At 62.0% G+C, this 18,384-nt stretch carries 17 protein-coding genes and 1 pseudogene; 6 read left to right on the top strand and 12 right to left on the bottom strand.

The features are described from left to right. Positions 1-93: 93 nt before the first annotated feature. Positions 94-372 (top strand): hypothetical protein, encoded by a 279-nt coding sequence (locus tag JQ558_RS01205; protein WP_212292617.1) that lies wholly within the window; start codon positions 94-96, stop codon positions 370-372. A gap of 227 nt (positions 373-599) precedes the next feature. Here the strand turns inward: JQ558_RS01205 and JQ558_RS01210 are convergent, their stop codons facing one another. Together JQ558_RS01210 and JQ558_RS01215 are read right to left on the bottom strand one after the other, a co-directional pair. Continuing rightward, the gene (locus JQ558_RS01210; RefSeq protein WP_212207043.1) at positions 600-833 is read right to left on the bottom strand and encodes a hypothetical protein; all 234 of its coding nucleotides are present in this window, start codon (positions 831-833) and stop codon (positions 600-602) included. Next, the gene (locus JQ558_RS01215) at positions 803-1,894 is read right to left on the bottom strand and encodes a hypothetical protein (RefSeq protein ID WP_409410487.1); all 1,092 of its coding nucleotides are present in this window, start codon (positions 1,892-1,894) and stop codon (positions 803-805) included. Before JQ558_RS01215 ends, JQ558_RS01210 begins: the two co-directional genes overlap by 31 nt. Positions 1,895-2,214: 320 nt before the next feature. Here JQ558_RS01215 and JQ558_RS01225 point away from each other — a divergent pair, with 320 nt between their 5' ends. Beyond that, on the top strand, positions 2,215-2,481 hold the full coding sequence (locus JQ558_RS01225) for a hypothetical protein (protein ID WP_212207040.1): 267 nt from the start codon (positions 2,215-2,217) through the stop codon (positions 2,479-2,481). 58 nt (positions 2,482-2,539) lie between these two features. Here JQ558_RS01225 and JQ558_RS01230 read toward each other — a convergent pair whose 3' ends face one another. After that, positions 2,540-4,258, bottom strand: coding sequence for a sulfatase-like hydrolase/transferase (locus tag JQ558_RS01230; protein ID WP_212292620.1), 1,719 nt, complete (start codon positions 4,256-4,258; stop codon positions 2,540-2,542). A 48-nt stretch (positions 4,259-4,306) separates the two neighbouring features. On the opposite strand from JQ558_RS01230, the gene JQ558_RS01235 reads away from it, so the two are divergent. After that, a complete protein-coding gene (locus tag JQ558_RS01235; RefSeq protein WP_212292621.1) occupies positions 4,307-5,122 on the top strand; it encodes a bifunctional 2-polyprenyl-6-hydroxyphenol methylase/3-demethylubiquinol 3-O-methyltransferase UbiG in 816 nt (271 codons plus the stop codon). A gap of 34 nt (positions 5,123-5,156) precedes the next feature. Here the strand turns inward: JQ558_RS01235 and JQ558_RS01240 are convergent. From JQ558_RS01240 to JQ558_RS01260, 5 genes and pseudogenes are all read right to left on the bottom strand, one after another. Further along, positions 5,157-7,069, bottom strand: a pseudogene (locus JQ558_RS01240) (diguanylate cyclase). A gap of 231 nt (positions 7,070-7,300) precedes the next feature. After that, positions 7,301-8,584 carry a cystathionine gamma-synthase family protein gene (locus JQ558_RS01245; protein ID WP_212271870.1) on the bottom strand — a complete coding sequence of 428 codons (1,284 nt, stop codon included), beginning with the start codon at positions 8,582-8,584 and terminating at the stop codon, positions 7,301-7,303. Positions 8,585-8,830: 246 nt separating this feature from the next. Beyond that, on the bottom strand, positions 8,831-9,019 hold the full coding sequence (locus JQ558_RS01250) for a hypothetical protein (protein WP_212271871.1): 189 nt from the start codon (positions 9,017-9,019) through the stop codon (positions 8,831-8,833). A 122-nt stretch (positions 9,020-9,141) separates the two neighbouring features. After that, positions 9,142-9,906: a hypothetical protein gene (locus JQ558_RS01255; RefSeq protein ID WP_212292622.1), complete on the bottom strand. Its 765-nt coding sequence runs from the start codon at positions 9,904-9,906 to the stop codon at positions 9,142-9,144. A gap of 161 nt (positions 9,907-10,067) precedes the next feature. Further along, positions 10,068-11,372 carry a sorbosone dehydrogenase family protein gene (locus JQ558_RS01260; RefSeq protein ID WP_212292623.1) on the bottom strand — a complete coding sequence of 435 codons (1,305 nt, stop codon included), beginning with the start codon at positions 11,370-11,372 and terminating at the stop codon, positions 10,068-10,070. A gap of 310 nt (positions 11,373-11,682) precedes the next feature. On the opposite strand from JQ558_RS01260, the gene JQ558_RS01265 reads away from it, so the two are divergent. Further along, complete coding sequence (locus tag JQ558_RS01265) at positions 11,683-12,669, top strand: DUF808 domain-containing protein (protein ID WP_212207029.1); 987 nt, start codon at positions 11,683-11,685, stop codon at positions 12,667-12,669. A gap of 31 nt (positions 12,670-12,700) precedes the next feature. Here JQ558_RS01265 and JQ558_RS01270 read toward each other — a convergent pair whose 3' ends face one another. Beyond that, positions 12,701-13,777, bottom strand: a complete 1,077-nt coding sequence (locus JQ558_RS01270) for an HlyD family secretion protein (RefSeq protein ID WP_212271874.1) — start codon at positions 13,775-13,777, stop codon at positions 12,701-12,703. Beyond that, the gene (locus JQ558_RS01275; RefSeq protein WP_212292624.1) at positions 13,774-14,298 is read right to left on the bottom strand and encodes a MarR family winged helix-turn-helix transcriptional regulator; all 525 of its coding nucleotides are present in this window, start codon (positions 14,296-14,298) and stop codon (positions 13,774-13,776) included. The genes JQ558_RS01270 and JQ558_RS01275 overlap by 4 nt, the downstream gene beginning before the upstream one ends. Before the next feature lie 44 nt (positions 14,299-14,342). Here JQ558_RS01275 and JQ558_RS01280 point away from each other — a divergent pair, with 44 nt between their 5' ends. Further along, positions 14,343-15,899: a DHA2 family efflux MFS transporter permease subunit gene (locus tag JQ558_RS01280; RefSeq protein WP_212292625.1), complete on the top strand. Its 1,557-nt coding sequence runs from the start codon at positions 14,343-14,345 to the stop codon at positions 15,897-15,899. A 232-nt stretch (positions 15,900-16,131) separates the two neighbouring features. Further along, positions 16,132-16,275 (top strand): hypothetical protein, encoded by a 144-nt coding sequence (locus JQ558_RS01285; RefSeq protein WP_212292626.1) that lies wholly within the window; start codon positions 16,132-16,134, stop codon positions 16,273-16,275. A 96-nt stretch (positions 16,276-16,371) separates the two neighbouring features. Here the strand turns inward: JQ558_RS01285 and JQ558_RS01290 are convergent, their stop codons facing one another. Beyond that, entirely contained in the window at positions 16,372-16,575 is a 204-nt protein-coding gene (locus JQ558_RS01290; RefSeq protein ID WP_212271878.1) for a hypothetical protein, read from the bottom strand. 216 nt (positions 16,576-16,791) lie between these two features. Next, complete coding sequence (locus JQ558_RS01295; RefSeq protein WP_192737943.1) at positions 16,792-18,354, bottom strand: 2-isopropylmalate synthase; 1,563 nt, start codon at positions 18,352-18,354, stop codon at positions 16,792-16,794. Between the last annotated feature and the right edge of the window lie 30 nt (positions 18,355-18,384).

The following is an 18,384-nucleotide window of genomic DNA, read 5'->3' on the forward strand; positions in this document are numbered from 1 at the left end:
TCCAGCGCAAAACCCCCTTGCGGGGGATTTGTTGATGGTTCGGTAATCTTCTGCATTCAAGATTCGGGCAGTTAGTTGCGTTGGAGTGCCGCCTTGGAAAATTTTGACGAACTGCGCGATCTCGCAGCGGACGTTCGCACATTCATTGAAAGCTCAAAAGACCCAGCCGCCGCATTGAGGGATGTGGTCGCGGCCTATGATGTTGTTTTGGGTATCTTCCCCTCGGAAGAGGGAATGGGCCTGCACGTCGTCAAGGGCAGCAGTTTGCTCGACCGCCTCGCCACCCTTCAGTCAAATGCCCTCTATAGTCACACCGCTATTGCCGTGCATAGCCGGGAACAGGCGGTAAAGCTTCAAGCGCTGGTGGCTTAAAGGCGCCCTCTGACATCGTTCAAACTGATTTTGACCTGCGCCGCATCGTAGCGATCCGGCGCTTCGCAGCCTTGGCTTCCGGGGCTGCAACTTCCAGGGCGGTGACCTCCAGTCCGCAAGCGCTGGCCAGCGCTCGCAGCTCGAGTTGAAGGGCCTCGAGCTCATGGCTGTCGAGGCCTCGATCGATTGCGAGCGCGGTGACGACCGGATCCCGGATCTCGGGAGACTTACTTCCTGGAGGCTTTCTTTTTCTTGGCAGCTCTCTTCTTGGCTCTTGCTTCCCTTGCAAGACGGTCCTTTTTTGCGGCCGCGGTCGCTTTCCACTTTTTCTCAAAATCCTTCACTCCCGCGACGAACTGACGAAGCATCGCCTTCCCTTCGGCGCTCTTCGGCGTGACCGCCACCCGAATATAGGTACGGCCTGTGGTGCTTATCTTCTTGTTGACTTGAATGTACGCCATCCGCTCTTGCCCCTTCCCGTTGTTTTCAGGCGGCCCCGATCCGAGGCGGCCCCTTGCCAAGTACTTCGAACGTTATCAGCGAATTGGGAGGCGTGGAAGATGCGCGGCGCGCTATCGAGGTCTCGCATCATGTACCAGTCCGGCGAGGCCTCGTAGCTGTCTTCGATTTTGACCTTCAGGCCTCGCGCCAGCTGAACGAAGGTCCTCGCCATGTTGTGCTTTCCGACCATATCGAAAATGTTGGTCGAAGACGTAAACCGGCCGACGCCGATTTCCGTGATGCAGGGAATGCCGCGCACATCTTCCTTGAGATCCACGCTGAAAACGCCGGACGCCCTTGCATCAAGCAGCTTGATGGCCCGCACGCAGGTGTCCACGACTTTCGGTTCGAAGACCGTCTTTGCCAGCCCCGCCACCGAGGAGACCCGCGACGGCTGACTGCCCATGCCAAGATAGGAAAGCCGTTCGTAGGTCTTGATGAGCACCAGCTCGCCGTCCCTCCAGACGCTTTGGCAGCCGAAATCCCGCCCCGGCAAAAACTCCGACAGCAAGAACGCTGCGACCGGCACGCCGCGCATCTCCTTCCAGTACCTGATCCAGCTCCGTGCCTGCTCGGCGGTCTGGACCGGCAGTGCGCCGAGTGCACCGGCCCCGCTCCGGACCCGGCACCATAATGGTCTGCCGCCCTTGAGCTGCTGGAAGATTTTGCTGACGTTGTTCAGGTCCCGCACCGGATAGGTTTCGGGAGCGTCGATGCCGTTGCGGCGCAACAGTGAAACGAGACGGTACTTGTCGCGGGAAACACCCAAAACGGCTTCGCTTGGCAGAAACAGATATTCGCCCAGCGTCTTCCGGGCGCGCGACAGGCTCTCAACATCGGAATCAACGGTTGGAATAATGAGATGCAGGCGTTCGGTCTTCATGATCCAGCGCAGCACCTCGCTCCATTCCGGGTGATCGGCGGGCGGGACGAGGTAATTCCTGTCGGCGTCGGATTTCTTCAGGGCGAACTGGTCGTCGTTGCAGCCAACGATAAAGGAAGGGCCGGCGCCGGCCCGCATGCTGCGGACCAAATTATTGCTCGAACCGTTACCCGCGCTCGTAAACAGCAATCGCGCAGCCACCAACTTCTCCCGTATCGCCTAAATTATGATTTCGCCTGAAAGGAAGCTAACGATGAACCTCACGAGGGTATGCAACAAACCCTGCTGAAGCAACCAGGCATGGGCCGTATCCCACAGCGACAGGCATTCGCGAAGCTCGCAATGCGGCACGGTGGTCAAGCCTGTGAAACCGCACAGGAGGCATCATTGTTGGACCGCCTGATGGAACGCATTGGAGGGAACCGAAGTTGTCAATCAAACGTGCGGGAGAACCTCTCATGTCCTACCGAAGCAAGCGCGAACTCCGTATTGTTCTCTTCGGCCTCGCCTCCGCTGCGAGCCTCGCCGTCTCTCCGGTGATGGCCGGAAGTCAGTCATCGAATTCCTCATCCAACTGCTCAAACGGCCGCTGCAGCCGCGTCGACACGCTGGTGATTGAGGACGGCCGCGGCCGTAGCCGCGGATGGCAGCGTACCGAGGCCTGGGAGGAGCGGCGGAGCCGCTCGATCCGTGTCCGACCGCCGTACCGCTACCGCGACGACTGATATCGAGACTGCAGTCTACACGGTGGCGCCCCTGCCCTGCGGGGAATATCTAGCGCTGTTATCGCACGGCTGGTGCCACGTCGATCACGCCCAGATCCACCAGGGTCCGGTGAAACCGTCGTTTCCGTTCCGACGATGATGCGAAGTAGGCGCCGCCGCACTGTTCAAGCAGGCTCGCGCGCGTCGCGAAGATCTCATCCAGCGGCAGACCGGCATGCTGCAAGGCCACGGTGCCGAGAAAGGCGATATCCAGGTCCGGGCCGCGTCCACGCGGAATTCGGTCAGGGAAGTCATTCAAGGTTTCCATCGCGTAGAACGTGCGGAACTGCCGCCTCGCGTCCGGGCCGAGCTTGAGTTTTTTCTCGATCCGTCGGGTCATGACGGGCTGATGATCGCCATAGTGCACAATGAGTGTCGGACGCCTGGGAAAACGGGAGGAAAGCTCGGACTTGAGTTTATTCCAGGTCACGGCGGTCTCGACCAGCCGCGCGTAATACTCGGCATAATGTGCATCGGGAAGGCTCGCGGCGGCAAACGCCCGCTCGCCTTCATAGCGCCCGGGGGCAACCAGGTTTCGGTTGTGCGGGCCGTGATTGAAGTTGGTCAGCGCGTATAGAAAGCGAGGTGAGGCATCGTCGGCAATGCCGTTCATATGCGCATTGAGCGCGGCGTCCAGAAACAGCCCATCGGAATTCGTGGTTTCGAAACGATCGACGTCGAAGGGCGGTTCAAAATCATCCGTGAAGAGACGCTCGTTGATCCCTATTGAACGGTAGAACCTGTCATAGCTGAGAAAGCTGCGGCGGCAGCTCGAAGTCAGCATTGTTCTGTATCCGAGCGCCGAGAGCGTCCCTGGAAGACTGCTGTGGAAGCGGCCGGCCCCGCGCTTGAAGAGAAAATAGGCGTTCGAACCGAAGCTCGCGCTTGAAAGGCCCGTCAGCAGGCTGAATTCCGATTGCCACGATCCTCCGCCGAAAATATCCACGTTGAGGCTGCCATGGAGTCCGTCTTTCGGTGACAGAAACGATTCGACAATCGGCTCAACCGGGAGACCAAACAGGCGCGGATCGAAGATCGACTCGTGCTGGATCACGATGATGTCGGGATAGTCGAGGCTGCGCGCCGGTACGGCCGCCATCAGCGGCAGCGGGTCTTTGGCGATATCGCTCAGCGCGAGCCCGCCGGGCGGCCGCCAGGAAAGCGGGTTGAGCAGCGAAGCGATGAAGCTGGAAAGAAAACAGCGGCGGAGCGCCGCATTGCGCTGGAAAGGTACCGGCCCGCCGCTTGCTTGGTAGGCTGCCACCAGGCCAATACAAGCCATGCCGAAAAACAGGATTTGGAGTTCAAACGCTACTGGCGGTCCGCGCACATAGATCAGGGTCGCGACCGCGGCCAGCATGAGCGTGATGCTTCCGGCCAGCGCAGCCGACAGTGCGAGTGGATACTGCACCAATAAAAATGGAACTGTTCCCGCAAAAGCCAGCGGCAGATCGGTTGCAATGAGTTTGATCCCGCTGTGATCATGTTTGACTCTCGACGCTCCGAAAATTGCCGCCGCCGCGATGGATGACAACAGGATCGCGCGTTCCAGATCGCTAACGACAAACAGCAGCATTGCGGTGCACAAACACAGCCCGGCCGCAGCCAGTGGAAGGTGCTCAAGGCTGCGTTCCGCAAACCAAAGAACGGCGAGAGCGATCAGGATGATCAGGGCCAACGACATCTCGACAAGATGCCAGAGGAATGAATCGACGTCCACGATGGCGAAAGCGTGCATTCGCGAAGGACCTTGAAATCTGCTAGGGGTCATCAAGATGGAGCAGACATGACCGACCCCTTCGCCATCAATCGCCGGAACTGGGATGAGCGCACCGCCATTCATGCACGCGATACCAACGGTGAATACATGCTCGACCGGTTTCGGGCGGGCGCGGACGCGCTGAGTGCGATTGAAGTGGCGGAACTCGGTGACATCAGGGGAAAGCGCGTCCTGCATCTGCAGTGCCATATCGGTCGCGACACGCTGTGCCTGGTGCGGCGCGGCGCGACGGTAACCGGGCTGGATTTTTCTCCAGCCGCACTGGATGTGGCGCGGCGCCTCTCCGATGAGACCGGGCTGAAGGCGGACTTCGTCGAGGGGACCGTCGATCAGGCCCCTGCCCTGACGCCGGGCCCATTCGATCTTGTCTTCACCACCTGGGGCACCATTTGCTGGCTGCCCGATATGAAGAAATGGGCAGAGACCATTGCGTCCGTGCTGGCGCCGGGTGGCGAGCTCTATTTCGCGGACGCGCATCCCACCTTCACGGTGATGGAAGAATTCGACGGCAGGCTTGTTCCCACCTACGATTTTCAAACGCCTGCCGACCGGCCGCTGCAGTTCGCAAACGAGACCACCTACACCGGCGATCCCACGATCATGTCGCATCGATCGACCCGCGAGTGGATCCACTCGCTCTCGGCCGTGCTCGGCGGCCTGATCGATGCCGGACTGACGATTACGATGTTCAGGGAGCACGAAGTGTTGCCCTGGCGCGGTCTGCCAAGCCTGGTACCGGCATCGGAAAGACTGTGGCGGCTTGCCGATGGCGTGCCGCGGATGCCGTTGTCGTATTCGGTCAGGGCTAAAAAGGGTTCGTGAAGATTAGGGCCGCGCGGCCTCAGGCGCTCTTGTATCAGGCGCTTCTGGCATCAGGCCAGGCGACGACTTGTCCTGACATTACCAGCCGATCGCGCCCTCCATTCTTGGCTGAATAGAGCGCCCGATCCGCTGCGGCAATCAGGGCCGCGTGCTCGGTCATGCTCTGGGCCGGGACATTCGTCGCACCGCCGAGACTGACCGTAATGAGTTTGGAAGGCGGGTTGAGCGCGTGCAGCATGCCGAGTTCGAGAAGCGCTTCACGCACCCTTTCGCCGACCTGCATGCAGCCTTCCGAATCGGTGTTGGGCAGGAGCAGCACGAACTCTTCGCCGCCGTAGCGGGCTGCCAGATCTGCCGGCCTGCGAATTTGTGCGTCCAGGATCCGCGCCAGCGCGCGCAGGCAGGCGTCTCCGGCCTGGTGACCATAGTGATCATTGAATTTCTTGAAATGGTCGACGTCGATCAACAATAGCGATAACGGCGTGCCATCGCGCTTGGCGCGCGCCCATTCCTCCGACAGGCGTTCGTCGAAATGGCGGCGATTGGCCAGTCCTGTCAATCCATCGGAGGTGGCAAGCGCCTCTAGCTTGTGCTGCAAATCCTGTTGCTCGGTCATGTCGCGCGAGATTGCGACCACGCCGTCGATCTTGTCGGTCTCGGTCGCGCGAGTGACGCGCAGGGCGGTCTCGACCCAGATCTCATTCTTTTCGCGGTGACGGACGCGGTAGATGAGCCGCGCCTCTTCGGCCTCGCCGTTTTTCAATGCCGCGATGGCCTGCTCAACCCGCGGCCGGTCCTCGGCGTTGATCGCCGCAAGGGCCGGCGCTCCCAGCAACTTGGCGGGGTCGTGGCCGAAAACGCGGGCGCATGACGGCGAAACGTAGAGAATCCGCTCATCCAGCCCGACACGCATCACCACATCGCTGCACTGTTCGGCGAGCAGGCGAAAATCCGCCTCCTTGGCCACAAGGGCTGCCGCCATGCGTTGCCGCTGCAGCAGGTAACGCACAAAGGCAAAGCCGGTCAGCGCGATCACCAAAGTAAGGCCTGCGACGACAGCCAGACGTATGAACGATTGCTCGCGCCATGGCGCCAGCACATCGTCTCGCGCCTTGGTCGCCAGAACCATGATGGGATATCGGCTGCTCAGCTGGTAGAAGCTCAAGCGCTCAAGGCCGTCCAGCGGCGATTTAAAGTAATAGACGCTGGCACTGGGCGGTCTTTCAGAGTCCGGAACAACGGCGCCTTGGACATATCGCGTCCGACATTGCTGCCGTCTTCGTCACGGCTGCGCGCCAGCATGATGCCATCGGCATTCAACAGCGACACCGAGCCGTTCGGCCCGATGTCAAATCGCCGGTAGAATTGCGTGAAATAGGCCACGTCGATGCTGGTCAACACCACGCCGGCAAAACTGCCATCGGGGTGATTAAAGCGGCGGGACAGGGTGATGATCCACTGCCCTCCCGAACGGCTCTTGACCGGCCGGCCAACCAGCGTCCCGCGGTCGGTGGAGGCACGATGTTGTTGGAAATAGTCGCGATCGCCGTTGTTGAGACCGGCGAGATTGACGTCTTCGGTGGTTGCGAGCCAGCGACCGGTTTCGTCATAGACGAAGATGCCGCGGATACGCTGCCGGTTGTACTTGCGCGATTGAAGAAACGTCCGGATCTTTTCGACCGCTGCGGGGCTGGTTCCGCCGGTCTCCATGCGGTCGGTCATTCCGGCGAGGATGGTGTCAGCCAGATCAAAACTATCTTCGGCATGCTGCGTCAGCGAGCGGGCAAGATTGGCCATGTCCACTTCGGCGTTCTTCAGGTCGACCTGGCGGGATTCCCATTCGCGCCAGCCGCTTAACGCAAGAATTGCTACGCAAGCCAACGCCACAAATCCCGCCGCCCACAACGGGAGATGTGTTTTGCCAAGTTCCCGGCGGCTGCTGGTCATCTGAGACTGCTCCGATCCGAGCAAACTTCCATGGAGGGCTTAACGCCGCGTTGCCTCTACAACAGCAACGGCGGAATGGGTGAGTGTTTTGCCCTCGTGCTGTATCGGATGTTAAGAAATGCGATCGTACTTCATTAACCATGGAGGTTGCTTTGGGCACGGCCCGCAGCAAAGCTGCCCCAGCGGGAGCGTCCGCCCCGGCGCCAAGCGGGCATCATGCGAGGCGCACAGCTACGCCGCGTTCAAGGCCTGCGCGATATCGGCGATCAGATCGGATGGGTGCTCAATGCCGATCGACAACCGGATCGTGGAGTCGAGCACGCCGATTTTCTGGCGGATGTCGGCGGGAACGCCGGAATGGGTCATGCTCGCCGGCAGGCTGGCCAGCGACTCGGTGCCGCCGAGACTGACCGCCAGCTTGAAGATCTGCAGCGCGTTGAGGAATTTGAAGGCGGCGGCCTGGCCGCCGACGATGTCGAACGAAAACGTCGAGCCCGCGCCGGTGCATTGCCCCGCGAATAGTCGCCCAGCCGGCGAGTTCGCATCGTGATGGCCGAGGTAATGGACATGCGCCACCTTGGCGTGGTCGCGCAGAAAATCCGCCACCAGCCGTGCGTTTGCGTCGGCTTTTTCCATGCGGATGCTCAAGGTCTCGAGCGACCTGGAAAGCATCCAGCAGGAATGCGGGTCGAGCTGGGTGCCGATCGCGCCGCGCAGCGCCTTGATGTCCTTCATCAGGGCTTTCGAGCCGAGCGCAGCACCCGCGATCAGGTCGGAATGGCCGCCGATATATTTGGTCAGCGAGTACAATGACAGATCCGCGCCGTGTTCGATCGGCCGCTGAAACACCGGCCCGAGCAGCGTATTGTCGCACGCGACGATCGGCGTGTGATCCTGCGCCTCGCCGATATTCTCGGCGACGCGGCGGACCATCGCGATATCGACCAGGCCGTTGGTGGGATTGGCCGGGGTCTCGATGAAGATCATAGAAACCCGTCCCTTACGCATGGCGTCCTCCGCCGCCAACTGCACCGCGGCTTCGTCGATGCCGTCGGCAAACCCCACCGAGCCGATCGAGAGGCCCGCAAGCGTTTTCGTGAACAGGGTTTCCGTGCCGCCATAGAGCGGTTGCGAGTGCAAAATGACGTCACCGGGACGGACGAAGGCGAGGATCGCCGTCGAGATCGCCGACATGCCGGACGAGAACAGCGCGCATTTCTCGGTGCGCTCATAGACCGCAAGCCTGTCCTCGACGATCTCGCTGTTGGGATGATTGAACCGCGAATAGACCAGGCCGGCGCCCATCCCCTCGGGCGGCTCGCGCCGGCCCGACACGAAATCGAAGAAATCCTGACCGTCTTCGGCGGTCCGAAACACGAAGGTCGAGGTCAGGAACACCGGCGGCTTGACGGCGCCTTCCGACAATTGCGGATCGTAGCCGTAGTTCAGCATCAAGGTTTCCGGATGCAGCATGTGGTTGCCGATGTGGGTCTTGGATGGAAACGGTTTCACCATGGCCTGCCTCGCTGGCTGCATTCAGAAACGTTCCCCTTTGTGGGGGGTCGTCGGCAAGCGCCGGTAGTATTGGATATGACGGCATCCAACGACTCGGGTCACCGATCCGAGGAGCAGCCTAGCAACATCCGGAGCTGAATTCACTGCGTTCGCAGGCAAGGCGATCACTGCGCCCGTGCGAGCTACTGTCGCAGCTGGGCCGGCAAAACCGGCGCAAGGCAAGGAGTATCGTTCATCTCAGCCTGGTCAGCGCTCAGACCGCATATACGGGCTGCGCTCAGTCACATGCTTGAGTTCCGGCGCAGCGTCGATCGCCTGAGTCACGTGCTGCGCTACATTGGTTCGCTTCGTGCTGGCCGGATTGCCTGCGAACGCCCACATGATCACGCCAATTGCGAGCGTCGCGCCGCTTATCACCCCGATGTCTCGCTTCATTGCGATCTCCCGTTTTGTTTTCGGGTGTGCGCAAATCAAGCCAGCGGCTCGTGGTCGAAGTATGGCTAATGCAAGATTGGCCGGCCTATCGCGGCAATGTGATGGCTGAACCGCGGCAGCGCTCAGCTCTTGGTTGGCGTGGCCGCATCCGCAGACAATTTGCCGAGCATGGCGGTGAGTTCGTCATCAGCGCTGATGATCGTCTTGTTGCGGTCTCCCTCGCCCGGTGCAGGATCCACTGCAGTTGGCGGCTCGGCGGGTACGCCAATAGCTTCCTGTTTGGCCGGTTCGACCGGCGAGGCCGCGGAATCGGGCAATTTTTCGGAAAGCTTTAATGTCGCCTCCGGCAATAACTTCGGCGGCCGATCCGGCCGACGGGCCGCCGTTGAGGCACCAACCGGATTGGGCTGCCTGTCGTCGACAGCCAGCCTGCCATTGCCACGCGGCGCAGCACTCTTGCTCGCTCTTCCGATGATGCCCTCAACGATGGCGGGAAGGCGCTGCTTGTCGACGTCAGCCATGTATTCGCTGGCTAACTCGTCCACATATTGCTGGCCGTAGTCGGCCAACACGGAGGTTATCCGCGCGAGATCGGCATCGCTTTCAACTAGCTGGCGCCATGCCTGCCTGTCATAGGAAACCGCCGGTGGGCTTATCGGCTTCGGGGGTTCGTGAGAGACGACCGGTTCAGGAACCGGTGGCTGCGCCATTCGCTCATCGGCTGGCGCGCGGCTTAACGTTGCGACACTCACCCGCCGTCGCTTGTTCTCTGCCACCAGGAGTGACAGCAGGCCGACGCCCATCAGCAGGAACCCAACCGTCGCCCATACCAGCGTGACGCAAAGCAGAGCCCCGGCAATCAGCAATATCCACCCGGCAACGCGCACTAACAGGCCTTCTCCGCGACAAGGGCCAAATTCAATTGCTAAACACGAGCGCTAATTCTCAACACTTCCGGCAAGCTGCGCAACACAAGATTACCGCCACATCCGTGACGGCCGGGCGCTTTCGTTCGCCGATCCAGCCGTCGCGGGCACGCTCAGTTCTGCTACGCGCCGGTGACGCGCCAGATCACGTCGCCGACATCGTCCGCCATCAGGAGCGACCGGCCGTCGGGACCGACCACCACCCCGACCGGTCGTCCATAGGATTCCTTCTCGTCGGGTGCGAGGAAGCCGGAGAGAATATCCCGCGCCGGCCCTGACGGACGCCCGTTCTCGAACGGCACAAAAACGAGCTTGTAACCGCTCAGCGTGCTGCGGTTCCAGGAGCCGTGCTGGCCGATCGCCATGCCATCGGGAAAACCCGGCAGCGTGCCAGCGGGCACCCAGCAAAGACCAAGCGACGCGGTGTGCCCGCCGAGCGCATAGTCCGGCGTGATCGCCTTGGCGACCATGGCCGGATCCTGCGGCACGCGATCGTCCACCGTCTGGCCCCAGTAGCAATAGGGCCAGCCGTAGAACCCGCCATCGCGCACCGAGGTCAGATAATCCGGAGGGGTCTCGTCGCCGAGACCGTCGCGCTCGTTGACGACAGTCCAGAGCACGCCGGTCTGCGGTTCCCAGGCCATGCCGACCGCATTGCGCAGGCCGCCGGCAAAGATGCGGCTGGTGCCGCCGGCAAGATCGAGCTCATGGATCGCGGCACGGTCTTCTTCCACTTCCATGCCGTTGTCGGCAATGTTGGTAAGTGATCCGACACCGGCATAGAGCTTCTTGCCATCCGGGCTCGGCAGCAGGCTCCGCGTCCAATGCCCGCCCGGCTTGAAGGTGACGAGTTTGCGCCCTGTTGCCGTAATGCGATCGGCGTTCGCCACATAGGGGAACGCCACGACGCCGTCAGTGTTGCCGACATAAAAGGTGTCGCCGACCAGCGCCATGCCGAACGGCTGGTTCAGCCCTTCCATGAAAACCCCGCGCTTCTCGGCGACGCCATCGCCATCCGCGTCGCGGAGCAGCGTGATGCGGTTCGCGCTTTCGCCAAGCGCCGCGGCCCGCCGCATCGTCGCCTGCATCGCATAGCCGAACACGTTTCTGACCGGACCTGCGACCTGGTTAGATTCCGCAATCAGGACGTCGCCGTTGGGCATCACGTTGATCCAGCGCGGATGTTTCAGGCCGGTCGCAAATGCATTGACCTTGAGCCCCGGTGCTGCCGTCGGCTTCTGCCCGTCATCCCAGCCCCTCGCCGACGGCATCTTGAGCGTTGGAATGGCGCCCTGCGGCTTCGCCTCCGGCACCACGGGCGCGCTGCCCCAGGCAGGCTTCGGTGCGTCGCCCTGCAATTTGCGCCAAAACAAGGCAGCCCCGCCGATCAGCGCGACGATGCGCGCAAAAATTGCAGAAAAACTCATGCTATTCCCCTTTGGATCGCGCGCACACTAGAACAAGATCGGTTCTGATCAAATCAGAACCGATCTTGCTCTAAATTCCTGTTTTGACGCGTTTTCTCGACGCGAACCGGTATCCACCTCGCTCGAAAACGCTATAGCCGACGTCTCCGCGCGTTGAAACCTCGTGCGCTGAACTGCAAGTCTGGATTGCGTCGAAAAAGCAGATCGTGAAAGTCAGCTTGATGCTGTAAAAGCCGATCCGCTGTCAAAGCTCAATCTGCGGAGGGTCACGCTCGGCGAGGAACCCGCGAATCATGAACGGGATTTATCGATGAGCGTCGGACTGATCGCCCTTCTCGACGATATCGCGGCGATCGCAAAGGTGGCAGCGGCTTCCCTCGACGATGTGGTCAGCCAGGCCGCCAGGGCGGGGGTAAAGGCGGCCGGTGTCGTCATCGACGATACCGCGGTGACGCCAGGTTACGTTATCGGATTCGCAGCCAAGCGCGAACTGCCGATCGTGGGCAAGATCGCGGCGGGATCGCTTCGCAACAAGCTCCTGATCCTGCTCCCCGCTGCGCTGGCGCTCAGCTACTTCCTGCCTTCGGCGATCACGCCGCTGCTGATGTTTGGCGGCGCCTATCTCTGCTACGAAGGCGTTGAAAAACTGTACGAAGCCGTCATGCCCCATCATGCGCACCAGCATGAGGCCGAGCTCGGCACGGTGGCGTTGCAGGCGCAGACGCTCGAGGACCAGAAAGTCGCGAGCGCCATCAAGACCGACTTCATCCTTTCGGCGGAGATCATGGCGATTACACTGGCGGCCCTGCCCGCTGGCAGCATCCTGAAGCAGGCCATCGTGCTGGCGGTTGTCGCAATCGGGATCACCGTCGCGGTGTATGGCGTGGTAGCGCTGATCGTGAAGGCCGACGACGCCGGTGTGGCGCTGGCGCAGAACGACAATGCCTCGGCCATTGGCAGTATCAGCCGCGGTCTGGGACATGCCCTCGTCCGGGGCATGCCCGTCTTCCTGATATTTCTCAGTGCGGTCGGCACCGCAGCCATGATCTGGGTCGGCGGCGGCATCATCTTGCACGGTATCGAGGCGTACGGACCGCCTTCGATCGGTCATGCCGTCCACGCCGCCACCGACGCTGCGGCCCACGCCCTGCCGGCGGTCGCCGGTTTGCTCAAATGGATCGTCGAGGCGGCCATCTCAGGCGTGATCGGACTGGTGGTCGGCGCGGCGTCAATCCCGGTCATCGGATATGCCGTGGCGCCCGCGTGGAAACAAGTGAAGCGGCTTCTGCCGGGCTGACAGCACGCGCTTCGGGTCTGGTGGCCGAAAACTAATCGGTCTTGACCGTCTCCTGCGCGGGGTTTGCGGCAACCGCCGGTCCACCGCCGAGCAGCCTTGCGAGGCTGCGGGCGCGCCTTGTGTCGATGCTGACATAGGCGGTCATGCCGGCGCGCAGCGGCGGCTCGCCTGATCGTGCAACCAGCTGCAGCCGCACCGGCAGGCGCTGCACGACCTTGACCCAATTGCCCGAGGCATTCTGCGCCGGCAAGATCGCGAACTCCGCGCCGGTCGCCGGGCTGATGCTTTCCACTACCGCGTCCCAGGTGACATCAGGGTGCATATCCAGCACGACCTTGGCCTTCTGCCCCACTGTCACATAGGTCAGATCGGTCTCCTTGAAATTGGCCTCCAGCCACGGCCTGCGGTCGGTGACCAGCGCGAACAGCGGCGTCTGCGCCTTGACCTGCTCGCCGAGCTGCAGCTTGAAATTGACGACCACACCCGCCTTCGGCGCCTTGATCTCGGTATAGGCAAGGTCGAGCGCGGCGCGGTCGCGCACCGCCAGTTTTTCACGCACGGCGGCGAACGCATCGGTCGGCCGGTCGGGCTTGCCGCCGAGGGCAGCTTCGACGCGCGCGATGCGCTGGTGCAGCACCGCGACGCGGTCCTCGCCTTCCTGCTCTTCGCTGTTGGTCTGCTCGACCTTCGCGGTCGAGGCGACGCCGCGTCCGGACAGCTCACGCTGGCGCCTGGCCAGCGTCTGGAGATACGACAGCTTGTTCTCCGCCTCCTTTGTCTCGGCCCGGATCTCGCGCAGGCTGGCCTTGAGCTGCTCGACGGCGGCGCGCGCGGAATCAATTTCCGCTTCGGCCTTGGCGAGCGCCAATTGGTAGGGCGTCGGATCGAGGCGAAGCAGCACGTCGCCGGCGGCGACGGCCGAATGATCGCGGATCCGCAACTCGGTTATGCGCCCCTGGACCTCGCTGGCAATCTGGGCGATGTCAGCCTTGACGAACGCGTTCTCGGTCGAGATGTGGCGGCCGCCCTGAAGCCAGAAGGCCAACGCGCCCACCAGGACCAACAGGGGCACGCCGACCAGTGCCAATCGCTTCATCCGCTTGGTCATGGCGCGGCCCTGCCGTTGAGCCGGCCGGTCGTCAATGAAACTCGCTTTCGCGGGGCGGTCGCCAACTCACCCTCACCCTCACCCTCGCCGTTGTCCGCCGACACCAGGGTTTTCTTGATGCGCTGCAACAAAGCCATCAGCTGTTTGCGTTCGGGCCCGGCGAGATCGGCGAGCCCGGCATCGACCGTATCCTCGGCGATGCGCCAGATCCGCTTGTGGACCCGCTCGGCCTCCTTGGTCAGATACACGCGCTTGACGCGGCGGTCGTCCGCTTGCGTGCGGCGCTCTACCCACCCATTGGCCACCAGCCGGTCGATCATGCGGCCGGCGGTGGCCTTCTCGACCTCCATCATCTCGGCCAGTTCGGAATGCGAGGCGCCGGGGCGCCGGTGCAGGCGGGTCAACACCAGCCATTGCGCCCGCGTGATGCCGAGGCGACGCACGCGGCGATCGAACTCGGTCCGCAACAGGCGGGCAACGTCCGAAATCACAACCCCAATATATTCGTCGGTATTCGGCATGGCGCTGTTGTAGTCGCCCTGAAATTAGTAAGCTAGGTTAGTATTTGACATCAGCTGCCGCAAGGGACATCACCCTGAGTTCCACCAGCATGGAAGCCGAGGACCCCGCCGGGACCCTGTCCACGGCGCAGCGATATTTGACGTTGATGACGGTCGTGCTCGGCTCTTCGCTGTACGGCACGGCGTTGCTGACGACGTCGACCATCCTGCCGCAGATGCAGGGCGCGCTGTCGGCGACCCAGGACGAGGTCGCCTGGGTGATGACCTTCAACATCCTGGCGACCGCTGTCGTGACGCCGATGACCGGCTGGCTGGTGTCCCGCTTCGGCAGCAGGCGCGTGATGGTGTGGTCGGTCGGATGGTTCACGCTGGCGACGTTGCTCTGCGGCATGGCGCAATCGCTAGAGGGGCTGGTGCTGTGGCGCATCCTGCAGGGCGGCGCCGGGGCGCCGCTGGTACCGCTGTCGCAGTCGATCCTGTTCGCGACCTTCCCGCGCCACCAGCACTCCATGGTGATGTCGATCTTCGGCATGGCGGTCGCGGTCGCGCCGGTGTTCGGCCCGGTGTATGGCGGCTATCTCGCCGAGGCCCATAGCTGGCGCTGGTCGTTCTACATGCTGGTGCCGATCGGGATTGCGGCCACGGTCGGCATGGCCTGGACGCTGCCTTCAGACAACCAGTTGACCAAGGTCCGCTTCGACTGGACCGGTTTCATCGCACTGGCAACGGCGCTGGCGGCCATTCAGCTGGTGCTCGCGCGCGGCGCACGGCTGGACTGGTTCGACTCGACCGAGATCGTGGTCGAATGCCTGATTGCGGGCATCGCGTTCTATGTTTTCCTCATTCACAGCCTTGGCGCCCGCAATCCGTTCGTGAACCTGAAACTCCTGACCGACCGCAATTATGCGATCGGGCTGGCGCTGGTGACGATCTACGGCATGCTGAACTTCACGCCGATGGTGTTGCTGCCGCCGCTGCTGCAGCAGCAGGCCGGTTATCCCGACGCCCTGGTCGGACAGGTGATCGGATCGCGCGGCCTCGGAATGCTGGTCGGCTTCATGATGGCCGGCTTGATGAACCGGCTCGATCCGCGTCTCACGATGGCCTTCGGCTTTGGCCTGCAGACCGTGGCGGGGCTGTGGATGCTGACCTTCGACCTCAACGTCACGATGGAGATCCTGGTCATCAACAGCATGATCCAGGGATTTGCCGTCGGCGTCGTCTGGGTGCCGATCACGGCGGTGGCGTTCGGCACGCTGGACGCCAGGCATTACGCGGAAGCGTCCGCCATCTTCCATTTGCTGCGCAATATCGGATCGAGCTTCTTCATCTCGCTGTCGATCGCCGAAATCGTGCGCACGTCAGGGGCCAACTACAGCCGGATGACCGAGATGATCTCACCCTATAACCGGGCGTTGACGACACCGGGCCTGACCGGAGGCTGGAACTTCGACACCGTGCCGGGCCTTGCCAGGGTGGCAAAAGAGATCGGCCGCCAGTCGATGATGATCGGCTATCTGAACGCGTTCACGATGTACACGGTGACGTCGGGCCTCGCGGTTTTGTTCGTCCTGATGGTGCGGGGCCGCAAGACGGTTTGAGAGGCGGCTGATGCGATGCGACATCACCGGGTTCTTACGGACGCCGGCAGTCGCGTTTCCGTGATATGTGTTTCGCGGACCGGCCCTGATGAAATAATTCTCCTCATCAATGAAGCCATTTTAGTGATCTGACGAACACTTCCTGAAATAATTGTCAGGTATACTGGCCCGTTACTGAAGAAGCGAATTTCACCAGACTAGCGGTGGCATCCTCAATGAAGTGGAGCACGCCATGCTTTCAGAAAAATTCTTTCTCCTGTTGGAAACCCTCCGGAGCGAGGCCGAGCGGAGCCCGACCTATTCGGACGGCAGCACAAGGGTGATCAGCACCTCGCCGCACGTCCCGGTCCAGCTGCCTGCCGCCAACCGGAAGTAGAGCGGGCTTCAACAAGTCGCGCTTTCGTGACGCCCAAATGCACGACGCCGCACCCTGTTGGGTACGACGTCGCTTCGCGGCAACCGGACGAACCAATCAACCCACGTTCTTCGGACCGATCGGGAAGTCACCCTTCGGGCCCGGCTTCGGGTCGAGCGTTCCATCCACGATGCAGTAGCCGATTCCCAATGCAACGCCCAAGGCGATGAAGGGAAACCAGCCGCCGCTGACCTGGTCCAGCTTGGCATCCGACAACGGCGCAAGGCCGTCGGCGTTCAGACTTGCTTGCGTGTTGGCCATCATTGTCTCCTTCAATAGGCCGTCCATCCCCCGACGCCCATCCAAGGGCGAGAGATCGTCGAGGGTTGGCGACGAGGCTGGCCAAAACCGGATTTTTGCGCTGTGACTGGAATCACGGTGCCACGCGCCACTGCGCTCAACCCGAGCACCCAACGCAAAAACGCGGCACCACAGGCGCCGCGTTTCGCTATTGCCTGTTCGTTAGGTACGTGGCGATCAACTCGCCACGGCCGACGACGGCATGTCGCGCTCGCGCTTCATGACGATCTTGTTGAGCGCGCCGAGATAGGCTTTTGCCGAAGCCACCAGCGTATCCGGATCTGACCCCTTCGAGGTCATCGAGCGGCCTTCATGGGCGAGCCGAACGGAAACCTCGGCTTGCGCGTCGGTGCCCTCGGTGACGGCGTGGACCTGGTACAGCTCGAGCTTGGCCTCGTGCGGCACCAGCGCCTTAATGCAGTTGAACACCGCATCGACCGGACCGTTGCCTTCGGCTTCCTCGATCTTGATCTGGCCGCCGATGTCGAGCTTCATGGTGGCGCGCTGCGGCCCATGGGTGCCCGCGATGACCGTCAGCGACGTCAGCTTGATGCGGTCATGCGAGTTGGCGATTTCCTGGTCGACCAGCGCCTCGATGTCCTCGTCGTAGATGTCCTTCTTGCGGTCGGCCAGCGCCTTCATGCGCACGAACGCGTCTTCCAGCTGGTTGGCGCCGAGCTTGTAGCCCATCTCTTCCAGCTTGTGCACGAAGGCATGACGTCCGGAATGCTTGCCGAGCACCAGCGACGACTTCTTCAGACCGATCATCTCGGGGCGCATGATCTCGTAGGTCGAGGCGTCCTTCAGCACGCCGTCCTGATGGATGCCGCTTTCATGGGCGAACGCGTTACGGCCGACGATCGCCTTGTTGTACTGCACCGGGAACGAGGTCGCCGCCGACACCAGTTTCGAGGCCCGCGTCAGCATTGTGGTATCGATCTTGTTCCACCACGGAAACACGTCGTTGCGGACGTTCATCGCCATCACGACTTCTTCCAGCGCGGCGTTGCCGGCCCGCTCGCCGATGCCGTTGACGGTGCATTCGATCTGGCGCGCGCCGCCGGCGATGCCGGCCAGCGAATTCGCCACGGCCATGCCGAGGTCGTTGTGGCAGTGCACCGAGAACACCGCCTTGTCGGAATTCGGCACTCGCTCGATCAGCGTGCGCATGAAGCGGGTGTATTCCTCAGGCGTGGTGTAGCCGACGGTGTCCGGAATATTGACCGTGGTGGCGCCGGCCTTGATCACGGCCTCGACGATGCGGCAGAGATAGTCCATCTCGCTGCGGGTGGCGTCCTCGGCCGACCATTCGACGTCGTCGATCTGGTTGCGGGCGCGGGTGACGTTGGCGATCGAGAGCTCCATCACCTGCTCGGGCGTCATGTTCAGCTTGACGCGCATGTGCAGCGGCGAGGTCGCGATCACGGTATGGACGCGGCCGCGGCGAGCGAATTTCACCGCTTCGGCGCAGCGGTCGATGTCCTTTGGATTGGCGCGCGACAGACCGGCGATGACCGAGTTCTTGGAGCGGCGGGCGATCTCGCTGACGGCCTGGAAATCGCCTTCGGAGGTGATCGGAAAACCGGCCTCGATGACGTCGACGCCCATGTCATCGAGCATCTCGGCGATCTCGATCTTTTCCTCGAATGTCATGGTGGCGCCGGGGCACTGCTCGCCGTCGCGCAAGGTGGTGTCGAATACGATTACGCGGTCCTTCTCGGACTTATTGGCTGTGGTCATCTGCAACTTCCTTTGGGTGGTGCGCCGTTT

This window comes from Bradyrhizobium sp. AUGA SZCCT0160, assembly GCF_018130105.1.
GTDB lineage: Bacteria > Pseudomonadota > Alphaproteobacteria > Rhizobiales > Xanthobacteraceae > Bradyrhizobium.

Coding starts and splice junctions, on each gene's coding strand:
- JQ558_RS01225 (WP_212207040.1), top strand. CDS start 2,215: ATGTCCTACCGAAGCAAGCGCGAACTCCGTATTGTTCTCTTCGGCCTC.
- JQ558_RS01295 (WP_192737943.1), bottom strand. CDS start 18,354: ATGACCACAGCCAATAAGTCCGAGAAGGACCGCGTAATCGTATTCGAC.
- JQ558_RS01230 (WP_212292620.1), bottom strand. CDS start 4,258: ATGCACGCTTTCGCCATCGTGGACGTCGATTCATTCCTCTGGCATCTT.
- JQ558_RS01235 (WP_212292621.1), top strand. CDS start 4,307: ATGACCGACCCCTTCGCCATCAATCGCCGGAACTGGGATGAGCGCACC.
- JQ558_RS01215 (WP_409410487.1), bottom strand. CDS start 1,894: ATGCGGGCCGGCGCCGGCCCTTCCTTTATCGTTGGCTGCAACGACGAC.
- JQ558_RS01270 (WP_212271874.1), bottom strand. CDS start 13,777: ATGACCAAGCGGATGAAGCGATTGGCACTGGTCGGCGTGCCCCTGTTG.
- JQ558_RS01265 (WP_212207029.1), top strand. CDS start 11,683: ATGAGCGTCGGACTGATCGCCCTTCTCGACGATATCGCGGCGATCGCA.
- JQ558_RS01260 (WP_212292623.1), bottom strand. CDS start 11,372: ATGAGTTTTTCTGCAATTTTTGCGCGCATCGTCGCGCTGATCGGCGGG.
- JQ558_RS01275 (WP_212292624.1), bottom strand. CDS start 14,298: ATGCCGAATACCGACGAATATATTGGGGTTGTGATTTCGGACGTTGCC.
- JQ558_RS01285 (WP_212292626.1), top strand. CDS start 16,132: ATGCTTTCAGAAAAATTCTTTCTCCTGTTGGAAACCCTCCGGAGCGAG.
- JQ558_RS01250 (WP_212271871.1), bottom strand. CDS start 9,019: ATGAAGCGAGACATCGGGGTGATAAGCGGCGCGACGCTCGCAATTGGC.
- JQ558_RS01290 (WP_212271878.1), bottom strand. CDS start 16,575: ATGGCCAACACGCAAGCAAGTCTGAACGCCGACGGCCTTGCGCCGTTG.
- JQ558_RS01210 (WP_212207043.1), bottom strand. CDS start 833: ATGGCGTACATTCAAGTCAACAAGAAGATAAGCACCACAGGCCGTACC.
- JQ558_RS01245 (WP_212271870.1), bottom strand. CDS start 8,584: ATGGTGAAACCGTTTCCATCCAAGACCCACATCGGCAACCACATGCTG.